The organism is Nocardioides panzhihuensis (genome assembly GCF_013408335.1).
GTDB lineage: Bacteria > Actinomycetota > Actinomycetes > Propionibacteriales > Nocardioidaceae > Nocardioides > Nocardioides panzhihuensis.
In genome coordinates this window covers 618,266-629,866 of the sequence record NZ_JACBZR010000001.1, presented here as the reverse complement: position 1 = coordinate 629,866, position 11,601 = coordinate 618,266, and the positions used below count along the sequence as shown (strand labels likewise).

Genomic DNA, 11,601 nt, shown 5'->3' with positions numbered 1-11,601 from the left:
AGCGAGGACGTCGTGGGGTGATCATGCGATCCGGCCCGCCATCGGCGACGAGGCTCGGGCGACCGCCTGGCGCGGGATCCGGCCGGCGCCACGGGCGGCGCTCCCGGCCTCGACCGCCAGTCGCAGCGCACGGGCCATCCCGACCGGGTCGTCGGCGCGGGTGACCGCGGTGGCGGCCAGGACGGCGGAGCAGCCGAGCTCCATCGCCAACGCCGCGTCCGAGGCGGTCCCGACCCCGGCGTCGAGCACGACCGGCACGTCGACAGCGGCCACTACGGCCTCGATGGCGTAGGGGTTGAGGATGCCCAGCCCCGACCCGATCGGCGAGCCGAGCGGCATCACCGCCGCGCAGCCGGCGTCTGCGAGCCGGCGGGCGAGGACAGGGTCGTCGGTGGCGTACGGAAGGACCGTGAATCCCTTGCGCACCAGCTGTTCGGCGGCCTCGACGAGCTCGACTGCGTCGGGCATCAGCGAGGTCTCGTCGCCGATCACCTCCAGCTTCACCCAGTCGGTCTCCAGCGCCTCGCGGGCGAGCTCGGCGGTCAGCACCGCCTCGCGTGCCGAGAGGCAGCCTGCGGTGTTTGGCAGGATCGGCACCTTCGCGGCGCGCAGCGTCTCGAGCAGCCCGCCGGTCGCCGTCGAGGACGTACGCCGCATCGACACCGTCACCAGACCCGGCTCGGCCGCCTCGATGACGGCCGGGAGCAGGGCCAGGTTGGGCAGGCCGCCGGTGCCGAGGAAGAGGCGCGAGGAGAGCTCGCGCCCGGCGATCTTCAGACTCTGCGTGGGTGAGATGGTCATCCGCCCTGCACCGCCGTCACGATCTCGACGACGTGACCGTCCTGGAGCTGCCATCGCGCCCAATCGTCGCGCGGCACGATCTCCTCGTCCACTGCGACGGCGATGCCACTCGGCCGCCGATCGCCGGTCCGGGCCTCGAGCAGGTCGGCAACGGTGCCGCTGACCTCCGTCGGCTCGCTGTTCACGGTGATCTTCATCCGTCCTCCTTCATCCGGAACCGGCGCGGATCGACCGCGGGTTCCACTGACCCTGTCTCGACGTGATCGGCCACCAGTTGGGCGATGAGGGGCGCCAGCAGGACCCCATTGCGGTAGGCGCCGGCGGCGAGCACGACCCCCGGCTCTTGAGTCGGGCCGACCAGGGGGAGGTTGTCGGCGGTCCCGGGCCTGTCGCGCGACGTCACCTCCACCACGCTGGCTCGGTCGAGCGCCGGGACCACCCGGCGCGCGGAGTCGAGGAGACGCCACACGCCCTCGACCGTCGGCAGGAGCGGGCCGTCCCGCTCCTCGGAGGTCGCTCCGATGACCACCTCGTCGCTGCCGGTCCTCGGCACCACGTAGACCTGCTCGCCGTGGACCCAGGCCCTCACGGTCCGCTCCACCCGCTCCTGCGTCCGTAGGCGCACCACGTCGCCGCGCACGGGCCGGATGAGGGATGAGTACGGATCAGGGAGCTGCGCGCCGGTCGCGATGACGGTCACGTCCGACGCTGATGTGTTGGTCTCGACACGCCTCCGCCTTGCGGCTCCGAGGTCTGAACGAAGTGGCCTTCGACCGGCGGTTGCGTCGGTCGTGTCGAGACCAACACGGTCGCCAACCCGATCGAGCAGGGCCGCGACGACCGCACGCGGGTCGACGGAATGGTCCTCGGCGAGGAAGGCCCCACCGGCGACGCGGCCGAGTCCGGGCTCGCGGGCGAGCAGCTCGCGGCGTACGAGTCTCTCGTAGGGGACTCCGGCGAGGTCGAGCACCGCGAGCTGCCGCTCGACCTGCTGGACGTCCCCGGCATCGACGCCGGCCAGCACCGTCCCGCGGGTGTGGACCGGAACTCCGAGCCGGGCGGCGAAATCGGGCCAGAGCGCCAGCGACGACAGGCACAGCCGGGTCAGGTCCTCCTCACCGTGCCACGCCTCACCGGCGGGGCTGAGCATCCCGGCCGCGGCGTAGGACGCCCCCGATCCCGGAGCGGGATCGACGACCGTGACGTCATGGCCGCGGCGGATCAGCTCGTCGGCCACGGACAGCCCGACGATCCCGGCACCGAGGACCTGCACCCGCATCAGCCGACCGCTTCCACGAGCTCCTTCGCGGCTTGGAGTGGATCGGGTTGTCGCCAGAGCCCACCGATCACGGCGACCCCGTGGGCACCGGCGGCGCGCACCGCGCCGGCCGACGTCGTCGAGATCCCGCCGATCGCGATCAGCGGGAGCACCCCGGCTGCGTCAGCGACGGCAGAGACGCCGAGCGGGTCGGGAAGCCCGGCCTTGGACGAGGTCGCGAAGACCGGCCCGAAGCCGGCGTAGTCAGCACCTGCGGCGGCCGCCGCCTCGACCGCGGCACGGTCGCGGCAGGTCGCGCCGACCAGAAGACCCGGAGCGACCGCGTCGGCCATCCGCCGAGCCTCGGCCAGCGGCAGGTCGGAGGCACCGAGGTGGACGCCGTGCGCACCGGCCGCGAGCGCCACGTCGAGCCGGTCGTCGACGACCACACAGGCGTCGTACGTCCCGACCCGCTCGATGACGGCCGCGGTCAGAGCGAGCAGCTCGCGGGTCGTCGCTGCCTTGTCGCGCACCTGGAAGCCGGCGACGCCGAGCTCCGCGAAGGCGGGCAGCAGCGCGAGATCCTCGCTCGAGGAGACCAGGCAGAAAATACGTGGAAGAGGCACAACCAATCACTTCCTTCGCCGGCATGATCCGGATCAGGTGTAACGGTCGGAGCGGCCTTAGCTCCCTCTCAGCCCGCTGCCGCGGACTCCCGTGTGGACGTCTCCGACCATAGCGCGCACCACCGAGAACCCCCAGCCCTAGGCCCATCCAGCGGGATACCTCTGGTAGGTCGAGATCCGCGGCGCCGTCGCCCCTGACCCCCGCGACGAGCCGATCGTGTCGATCGACGATCGTGGCGCGCGAGGGTCTGGCGCCGCGATGTGACGTGCCCTACAGTCTTCCTGAGCGATTGATTCTGCCGATACAAGCATTGATTCGATCATAAACGATCATTCAGGCCGCGTCGGCCCGACCTCGACCTCGGAGCGAAAACATGCAGACGACGTCCATCACCACGCCCGACACCAAGCTCGCTACCGGATTCTCCCGGCGCAGCGTCCTGGGCTCCGCCGCCGCAGTGGGCGGGGCCGCCCTGGGCATCGGCGCCCTCACCGCCGGCGCCACCCCGGCGCGGGCCGCCGGCCAGCGCACCATGGTCAACCAGCCCTTCGAGGCGCACGAGATCGTCCGGATCGGGCTGATCGGCCTCGGCAACCGCGGCTTCGGCATGGCCCGTGGCTGGGCCGACATCCCCGGCGCGCAGGTGGTCGCGGTATGCGACATCCGCGCCGACCGCGCCACGCGAGTGGCCGACGACCTCGTCGCGCGCGGCAAGACCCGCCCCAAGGAGTACGGCGGCAAGCGTGACTCCTTCAAGCAGATGCTCAACCGCGAGGAGCTCGACCTCGTCTACATCGCCACCCCCTGGGAGTTCCACTACGACCAGGCGCGGACCTCGATGCTGGCCGGCGCGCACGTCGCCGTCGAGCTGCCGATCGCCACGGAGCTCAACGAGCTGTGGGACCTCGTCAACACCTCCGAGATGACCCGGAAGCACCTGCTGCTCGCCGAGAACTGCAGCTACGGCCGCAACGAGCTGGCGATGCTCAAGATGGCGCACGAGGGGGTCTTCGGCGACATCACCCACGGCGCCGGCGGCTACCTGCACGATCTGCGAGCCCTGCTGTTCAACGACGGCTACTACACCGACGACTGGCGGCGCCTGTGGCACACCCGCAGCACCGCCAGCTTCTACCCGATGCACGGCCTGGCGCCGATCGCTGCCGCGATGGACGTCAACCGCGGCGACCGAGCCGTCACGCTGGCCGCCACCGCGACCGCGCCGCGGGGCCTGGCCGACTACCGCGAGCGCTTCGTGCCCCGCGACCACCGGTCGTGGAAGGAGGAGTACATCAACGGCGACCGCATCAGCTGCGAGATCACCACTTCCGGGGGTCGCACCATCAGCGCCGAGCACAACGTGAGCCAGCCCCGGCCCTACAGCCGCATCAACAGCATCGAGGGCAGCCGCGGCCTGTTCGAGGACTACGTCGGCGGCGACTCGACCGGCGCCCGCGTCTACGCCGAGCCGCTGCACAGCGGCGACACCTGGCGCGGCTTCAAGGCGCTGCGCCAAGAGTTCGACCACTGGCTCTGGAAGGAGCTCGAGGACGATGCCTCCGGTAGCGGTCACGGCGGCATGGACTACATCCTGCAGTGGCGTCTCATCCAGACGATGCGCGCCGGGCTGGTCCCCGACATCGACGTCTACGACTCGGCCATGTGGTGCTCACCGGTCCCGCTGAGCGTCGAGTCGCTGGCCAAGAACGGCAAGCCGGTGGAGATCCCCGACTTCACCCGGGGCAATTGGCGCAAGCCGAGGGTCGGCCTCGACTCGCGCCAGACCGAGATGCCCCCCGTCCCCTGATCCCTACCGACCTCACCTTCCGAAAGGCACCTACCATGGTCGCTCCGTCGTTCCTCGCCCGCGCGGCTCTCGCGCTCACGATCGCCCTCGGCGGTCTTCTGGTGGCCTCCGCCGCCACCACAGCGGCACCGGCAGCGGCTTCGGCGACCACGGACACGGTCGGCGTCACCATCGGAGCGGTCGACCTCGACGGACCGGCCATCGTCGAGGTGCCGGTCACCGTGCGCAACCAGTCGACGGCGGCGCTGCGCAAGCTCACGGTCTCGTTCCGGGGACCGGTGGGCTGGCAGGTCGCCCCGGCTTCGCGGTCGGTCTCGGGAGCCGTGAAGCCGGGCGCCAGCGCCACCGTCACCTTCTCGGTGCGGGTGCCCGAGCGGCGTCCGGGCTTCCATCTGCGCACCTTCACCGCCACGGCCGCCTACAGCGGCGGTGACGGCGCGGGTGCCGCGGTCGGCACGCGGGTGGAGCGCTCCGGCGAGCCGATGGCCAATCTGGCGGCGGCCTACAACAACACCGGGGTCACCGACGAGAGCGCCACCACCGCCGGGAACTTCGACGGTGCCGGCAACAGCTTCTCGGCCCAGAAGCTGGCCGACGTGGGCCTGGGCCGGGGGACCGAGGTCGAGGCGCTGGGCGCCACCCTGACGATGCCCGACGTCGCACCCGGCACGGCCGACAACGTCGCCAGCGGCGGCCAAGCCGTGAAGGTGAGCGGCAGCGGCGACGCGCTGGTCCTGCTCGGCTCGGGCAGCAGCTTCGGTGCCACTGGCACGATCACCGTCTTCTACACCGACGGCACGTCCTCGACGGACGAGACCGGTCTGCCCAACTGGTCGTTCCAGGAGGCCGACGCGCACGGCGCGACGTTGGTAGCCTCGAGCGTCGGCCGCAACCGACCCGACGGGTACGGCGACGCGGCCTACCAGTACCGGGTCTTCGCCAACTCGGTGCCGCTGACCGCCGGCAAGACCGTCGACTTCGTGGTCCTGCCCGCTAACAGTGCCCTGCATGTGTTCGCGATGGGCCTCGCCGGCTGACCCGCTCGGGTAGGTTGCCGAAGTCAGGAGAGCACCCGAGCGAGTTCGAGGATCACATGTCCAGACACAGCCGGCTCGTGGCAGTGCTCACCGATGCCTGAGCGCGTCCTGCGGGTGGGGCTGGTGGGCTCCGGGCCCTGGGCCCGGCTGGCTGTGGCGCCGGCGCTCGCCGCCGCACCCGAGGTGCGGCTGACCCACGGCTGGTCGCGCAACGACGCCGACCTCGCCGACCTGGCCCGCCGACACGGCTTCGAGCCGACGAGCACCTACGTCGACCTGCTGGACCGGGTCGACGTCGTCGCGTTCTGCGTGCCGCCCGACGTCCAGGCCGGGCTGACGCCGGCGGCGTTGGACGCCGGCAAGGCGCTGCTGCTCGAGAAGCCGGTGGCCCGTCGGGTCGAGCAGGCCGAGCGGCTGCACGGACATCCCGAGCCGGTGCTCGTCCACTACTCCCGGCTGCTCGACAGCACCGTCGCCCCGTGGTTGGACGCCGCGGCCGAACGCACGTGGTCATCGGCGAGAGCAGTGCTCACGAACACGGCCACGGTCGGCGACGACCCCTTCGGCCGATCTGCGTGGCGGCGCGAGACCGACGGCGCCCTGTGGGATCTCGGACCCCACGTGCTCGCCGCCCTGCAGGTCGCGCTCGGTCACGTGACGACCGTCTCGGCCCGCCGTACCGACGAGGGCATCGTGCTCGAGACCACCCATGCGCGAGGGGCGAGCGCGCGGTCGCTGGTGTCGGTCTCGGCGTCCACGAAGCAGGACGTCCTCGAGCTGGTCGGCGCCGACGACTGCGTGCACCGCCTGCCCCCGGACCCACGGCAGAGCGGGGTCCAGACCTACCGCGCGCTCGTCTCCGGCCTGGTGCCGCCGTCCGGCCCGTCCCGCGGCCCATGCGCCGCGGCGGTGATGGATCCCGCCTTCAGTACCTCCGTGGTGGCGACGCTGGTCGCGGCATCGGCGGCCCTGCGAGCCGGGCCCGCCGCCTGACTGCCGGCTCCCAGCCCCCGCCCCGCCCCGCGCCTAACAGCCACGACTCCACGCCGCTCTCGAGCAGGCTGGCGCCAACATCCTCTGCCCTCGGTGTCGGCCCCGGAGCCAACGCCGGGACCGAGGCCGGGACCGAGGCCGGGGGCGGCGTACGATTCCCTTTCGTGGCTGACGTTGAGTTCCGGTACTCCGACCTCCTCCCGACCGGCAAGGACGACACTCCTTACCGGCTGATCAGCAGCGAGGGGGTGGAAGAGATCGAGGTCGACGGGCGCAAGTTCTTGCGTGTCGACCCCGAGGCGATCCGGCAGCTGACCGCCGAGGCGATGAAGGACATCAACCAGTACCTCCGCCCGGCCCACCTGAAGCAGCTCCGCAAGATCATCGACGACCCCGAGGCCTCCGGCAACGACCGCTTCGTCGCGCTCGACCTGCTCAAGAACGTCAACATCTCCGCCGGCGGGATCCTGCCGATGTGCCAGGACACCGGCACCGCGATCGTGATGGGCAAGAAGTCCGAGGGCGTGCTCACCGGCGCCGACGACGCCGAGACCGTCAGCCGCGGTGTCTTCGACGCCTACACCAAGCTCAACCTGCGCTACTCCCAGCTGGCGCCGCTGACCACGTACGAGGAGAAGAACACCGGCTCCAACCTGCCCGCGCAGGTCGAGATCTACTCGACCGCCGAGGGCGAGAACGGCCCGGAGTACAAGTTCCTCTTCATGGCCAAGGGCGGCGGCTCGGCCAACAAGTCGTTCCTGTTCCAGGAGACCAAGGCGATCCTGCACCCCGACCGGATCCTGAGCTTCCTCGACGAGAAGATCCGGTCGCTGGGCACGGCCGCGTGCCCGCCGTACCACCTCGCCGTCGTCATCGGCGGGACGTCCGCGGAGTTCGCCCTGAAGACGGCCAAGTACGCCTCGGCCCACTACCTCGACAACCTGCCGACCGAGGGGTCGATGTCGGCCCACGGCTTCCGCGACACGGAGCTGGAGGAGAAGGTCTTCGAGCTGACCCAGTCCTTCGGGATCGGGGCCCAGTTCGGCGGCAAGTACTTCTGCCACGACGTACGCGTCGTCCGACTCCCCCGCCACGGCGCCTCCTGCCCGGTGGCGATCGCGGTCTCCTGCTCCGCCGACCGCCAGGCGCTGGGCAAGATCACCCGCGACGGGGTGTTCCTCGAGCAGCTCGAGACCGACCCGGCCCAGTACATGCCGGACGCCGGGCTGGCCGAGGAGATCGCGGCCGGTGAGGTCGTGGACATCGACCTCAACCAGCCGATGTCGGAGATCCTCGCGACGCTCTCCCAGCACCCGGTCAAGACCCGACTCTCCCTGTCCGGCCCGATGGTCGTGGCCCGCGACATCGCCCACGCCAAGATCAAGGAGCGGCTGGACGCCGGCGAGGAGATGCCGGAGTACATGAAGAACCACCCGGTCTACTACGCCGGCCCCGCCAAGACACCGGAAGGCATGGCGAGCGGCTCCTTCGGGCCGACCACCGCCGGACGGATGGACTCCTACGTCGAGCAGTTCCAGGCCGCCGGCGGCTCCATGGTCATGCTCGCCAAGGGCAACCGCTCCAAGGTCGTCGCCGAGGCCTGCGGGACGTACGGCGGCTTCTACCTCGGCTCCATCGGCGGCCCGGCCGCCCGGCTCGCGCAGGACTGCATCAAGTCCGTCGAGGTGCTCGAGTACCCCGAGCTCGGCATGGAGGCGGTCTGGAAGATCGAGGTGGAGAACTTCCCCGCCTTCATCGTGGTCGACGGCGAGGGCAACGACTTCTTCACCGACCCGAGCGGGACGACCACGATCCCGCTCACCGGCATCCGGGTGCGTTCCAAGGAACGCTGAGCGGACCTCCGCCGGCATTGAGCCTCGGCGTTGCGGGACGACCGGATAAGTTGATGGGCGCCGATCCCCCAACGACGAGGAGACCCTCATGCAGTGCCCCATCGACGGTGCCACCCTGGTGATGAGCGAGCGCCAAGGCATCGAGATCGACTACTGCCCGCAATGCCGTGGCGTGTGGCTGGACCGCGGCGAGATCGACAAGATCATCGAGCGGTCCGTCGGCGCCCCGCAGCCCGGAAGCCGCCAGCAGCCCCGCCAGGAGCAGCGCGACGAGCGACGCCCTGAGAAGCGGGAGTACGAGCGGCGCGACTATGACGACGACCGCCACAAGGACAACCGACGCGGCCACCACCGCGAGTCCTGGTTGGGTGACCTCTTCGGCTGATCCTGCTGGAGGCCACGAACGCGCTTGACGGTCCCTGCGACACGCCGACATGCGGTGTGTCGCAGGGGCTTTCGCGGGCCCTATGGCCGCCGCTCACGTCCTAGCAGTCCGAAGACCCCGAAGCCGCGACGGGTCCCCGCCCGGCCGCAGGGTCCCTAGACGTCGTTGTCGCGCCGGTTCTCGGGCGGCGCCTCGCTCGGTCCGGACCCCTGCGTGTCCGGGCTGCCGGACTCGGAGTCGGGATAGCCCGCCGTCGCGTCCGCGGGCGCGATCGGAGTACCGCCCTCGTCCTCGTCGAGGCGTTGGGTCTCGGAGACCTGCCCGGACTCCTCGGTGTATTCGGGGTCGTCGGGCCCCTCTGCTGGAAGCTGCTCGTGGCTCATGTCCCTGCGGTACCCCGTTGCCGGGCGAACCACTCCCTCCGGAGCAGCCCGAACACCCACGAGTCGGAGACGTCGCCGTTCACGACGCAGTCCTCGCGAAGCGTCCCCTCCAGCTTGAACCCGAGCTTCTCCAGCACCCGAGCGGAGGGGGCATTGCGGGTGTCGGCCTCCGCCTGGACCCGGTTCAGATCCAGCGCGTCGAACGCCCATCCCAGCATCGCGTCCGCGGCCTCGGTCGCGTAACCCTGCCCCCAGGCAGGTCTGCCGAGGCAGTAGCCCAGCGATGCGCTGCGATAGTCGGCGTTCCACGAGTTCAACGTGCACCAGCCGAGAAACGCCCCGTCGCCGGCCCGCTCGATCACCACCCGAGCCCCGCTGCCCTCCTCCCCCATCTCGTGACTTCTCACAATGAAGCGGTCCGCCTGTGATCGCTCCGTCCACGGCGGAGCGTCCCAGTAGCGGAGCACCTCGCCATCGCTCTGCAACGCGAAGAGCTCGTCCGCATCGGAGCCGGTGAACGGGCGCAGCCGCAACCGCGCCGTGATCAAGGCGGGCGTGGGCAGCGACATGGACCCATGCTGTCAGCCCGTGGCCGTTCGCCACACCAGTTTTTCGGCGCCCCGACAGTTGCCCGTCATTCGAGTCCGAGCGCCGACATCGCTTCTCGCCATGCCTCGGGACTGCCGGCCGCCAAGAGGCCCTCACGACGATCCGCCGGGTCGTACGTCGAGCCGTCTAGGCGGGCAACGACTCCACCAGCCTCCCTCAGCAACAGGGCGCCTGGAGCGTGGTCCCAGGGCAGAGTACGCCAGTACAGCATGAAGTCGCCGTCACCCTTCGCGATTGCGGGGTACTCGATGCTGGCAGCAGTCGCTTGCGGCTCCAGGGTCGCGAACCGATGCTCGTTGTGCTCGATCACAGCTCGAACATCGACCGGCAGGAACCGCTTCTTGACCGCGCCGTGGAGGCTGGTCGAGGAGCGCCGGACCGCCAGGCGCTCACCTGACTCGGTCTCGTACGCGCCAGCACCATGCTCCGCAACGAAGGTCCGGTAGTGCTCGGGCTGGTGAATGATTGCGAGCACGGTCTCGCTGTTGACCACCAGTGCCGCCATTACTCCGTAGTCCGGCGAACCAGATGCGAAGGCGCCGGTGCCGTCGAGCGGGTCCAACAGCCACACGGGCTGCTCGCCAGAGAGATGGCGAAGCAACGACGGGTCCTCGGCGGCAGCCTCCTCCCCGATCACGACGCTTCCTGGGACCACAGCGCACAGGCGATCGGAGAGGGCCTTCTCGCATTCCTGGTCGGCAACGGTGACGACCTCACCAGGCGACTTCTCCCAGATGTCCTCGGTCGCCAGCCCACGGAACCTCGGTCGCAGGTAACAGGTCGCGGCCTCGCGCATCTCGTCGACGACTCGGTCAACGCCGTAGTCCACGGGGCAAAGCTACTGCAGACGACTCATCCGACGACACGCCAGCTGCGTTGACTCCGGGCCCATCGAGCCCATCAAGCCTGTCGGTGGTCACGCTCATACTGGCCGACATGGAAGCAGTCGAGGCGCTGGAGCAGCTGGGTGGGATCGCCCGCGCTGCCGACATCGTCGCGCTCTCCAGCCGCCGACGTCTCCGCACCGCGGTGTCGAACAAGGCAATCATCCACGTCGATCGCGACCGCTATGCGCTGCATCGTGATGACCTGGGAATGCGGCTCGCTCTGGAGCACAACGCGCATCTGTCCCATCTCAGCGCAGCCGTTCATCACGGCTGGAAGGTGCGTAGCACCCCGGGAATACCTCACCTGCTTCTGCCGACGGGTCGTCCAGCGCCCACGAGCAAGGCGAGGTTCTGGTTCCATGACGCCCGCCGCGACGAGTTCGATGGGTGGGCGACCGGTCCGCTCCTGACCGTCCTGCTCTGCGCGCGCGACCTGCCGTTCGACGCGGCGCTGACCGTCGCCGACTCGGCCCTGCGCGAGAAGGCCGTAGCCCATGACGAGCTCGTCGCCGAGGCGTCTTCGTGGCGCGGAGGCAACGAGGAATGCGTCCGGCTCGTGGCGTCCCACGCCAACGGACTGGCCAAGAACCCTTTCGAATCAGGCCTGCGAGCGATCACGATCAAGGCGAAGCTCGAGTTCATCCCGCAGTACGAGGTGCGAGTCGGCGCGCTGACCGTGCACCCTGATCTCGTAGACCCGATCAACGGCATCATCCTCGAGGCCGACTCGTGGGGCTTCCATGCCGACAAAGAGGCGCATGACCGCGACTGCCAGCGTTACACGATGCTCACCGCCGACGGCTGGATCGTGCTGCGCTTCACCTATGACCAGGTGATGTTCCAGCCGGACTATGTGCTGAGGTGCATCGAGATGGCGCTGGCTCAACGTGTAGCGGCTGCGTGATCACCTTTGCACCACGCGCATCGCTCCTGATCCCGGCCACAATGACCCGCACAAACC

At 70.0% G+C, this 11,601-nt stretch carries 13 protein-coding genes and 1 riboswitch; of the genes, 6 read left to right on the top strand and 7 right to left on the bottom strand.

Translation table 11 applies throughout. The features are described from left to right. Positions 1-21: 21 nt before the first annotated feature. From BJ988_RS02785 to BJ988_RS02770, 4 genes are all read right to left on the bottom strand, one after another. Positions 22-801 carry a thiazole synthase gene (locus BJ988_RS02785; RefSeq protein WP_179656575.1) on the bottom strand — a complete coding sequence of 260 codons (780 nt, stop codon included), beginning with the start codon at positions 799-801 and terminating at the stop codon, positions 22-24. Then, a complete protein-coding gene (thiS, locus tag BJ988_RS02780; RefSeq protein WP_179656574.1) occupies positions 798-998 on the bottom strand; it encodes a sulfur carrier protein ThiS in 201 nt (66 codons plus the stop codon). The genes BJ988_RS02785 and thiS overlap by 4 nt, the downstream gene beginning before the upstream one ends. Further along, a complete protein-coding gene (gene thiO / locus BJ988_RS02775; RefSeq protein ID WP_179656573.1) occupies positions 995-2,080 on the bottom strand; it encodes a glycine oxidase ThiO in 1,086 nt (361 codons plus the stop codon). Before thiO ends, thiS begins: the two co-directional genes overlap by 4 nt. Next, positions 2,080-2,685: a thiamine phosphate synthase gene (locus BJ988_RS02770; RefSeq protein WP_218860554.1), complete on the bottom strand. Its 606-nt coding sequence runs from the start codon at positions 2,683-2,685 to the stop codon at positions 2,080-2,082. The genes thiO and BJ988_RS02770 overlap by 1 nt, the downstream gene beginning before the upstream one ends. Continuing rightward, positions 2,679-2,788, bottom strand: a riboswitch (TPP riboswitch). Its footprint overlaps the gene before it by 7 nt. Before the next feature lie 271 nt (positions 2,789-3,059). Here BJ988_RS02770 and BJ988_RS02765 point away from each other — a divergent pair. From BJ988_RS02765 to BJ988_RS02745, 5 genes are all read left to right on the top strand, one after another. Beyond that, complete coding sequence (locus tag BJ988_RS02765) at positions 3,060-4,493, top strand: Gfo/Idh/MocA family protein (RefSeq protein WP_179656571.1); 1,434 nt, start codon at positions 3,060-3,062, stop codon at positions 4,491-4,493. 35 nt (positions 4,494-4,528) lie between these two features. After that, positions 4,529-5,530, top strand: coding sequence for an NEW3 domain-containing protein (locus tag BJ988_RS02760; RefSeq protein ID WP_179656570.1), 1,002 nt, complete (start codon positions 4,529-4,531; stop codon positions 5,528-5,530). Between the two features lie 93 nt (positions 5,531-5,623). Further along, positions 5,624-6,523 (top strand): Gfo/Idh/MocA family protein, encoded by a 900-nt coding sequence (locus BJ988_RS02755; RefSeq protein ID WP_179656569.1) that lies wholly within the window; start codon positions 5,624-5,626, stop codon positions 6,521-6,523. 164 nt (positions 6,524-6,687) lie between these two features. Next, on the top strand, positions 6,688-8,376 hold the full coding sequence (locus tag BJ988_RS02750) for a FumA C-terminus/TtdB family hydratase beta subunit (protein ID WP_179656568.1): 1,689 nt from the start codon (positions 6,688-6,690) through the stop codon (positions 8,374-8,376). 88 nt (positions 8,377-8,464) lie between these two features. Beyond that, positions 8,465-8,761, top strand: coding sequence for a TFIIB-type zinc ribbon-containing protein (locus tag BJ988_RS02745; protein ID WP_179656567.1), 297 nt, complete (start codon positions 8,465-8,467; stop codon positions 8,759-8,761). A 155-nt stretch (positions 8,762-8,916) separates the two neighbouring features. Here BJ988_RS02745 and BJ988_RS02740 read toward each other — a convergent pair whose 3' ends face one another. The 3 genes from BJ988_RS02740 to BJ988_RS02730 all read right to left on the bottom strand — a co-directional run bounded on the left by BJ988_RS02740 (position 8,917) and on the right by BJ988_RS02730 (position 10,582). Beyond that, the gene (locus BJ988_RS02740; protein ID WP_179656566.1) at positions 8,917-9,144 is read right to left on the bottom strand and encodes a hypothetical protein; all 228 of its coding nucleotides are present in this window, start codon (positions 9,142-9,144) and stop codon (positions 8,917-8,919) included. After that, positions 9,141-9,713: a GNAT family N-acetyltransferase gene (locus BJ988_RS02735; RefSeq protein WP_179656565.1), complete on the bottom strand. Its 573-nt coding sequence runs from the start codon at positions 9,711-9,713 to the stop codon at positions 9,141-9,143. Before BJ988_RS02735 ends, BJ988_RS02740 begins: the two co-directional genes overlap by 4 nt. Positions 9,714-9,778: 65 nt before the next feature. Then, positions 9,779-10,582 (bottom strand): inositol monophosphatase family protein, encoded by an 804-nt coding sequence (locus BJ988_RS02730; protein ID WP_218860552.1) that lies wholly within the window; start codon positions 10,580-10,582, stop codon positions 9,779-9,781. Positions 10,583-10,689: 107 nt separating this feature from the next. On the opposite strand from BJ988_RS02730, the gene BJ988_RS02725 reads away from it, so the two are divergent. Next, entirely contained in the window at positions 10,690-11,544 is an 855-nt protein-coding gene (locus BJ988_RS02725) for a DUF559 domain-containing protein (protein WP_179656564.1), read from the top strand. Positions 11,545-11,601 lie beyond the last annotated feature (57 nt).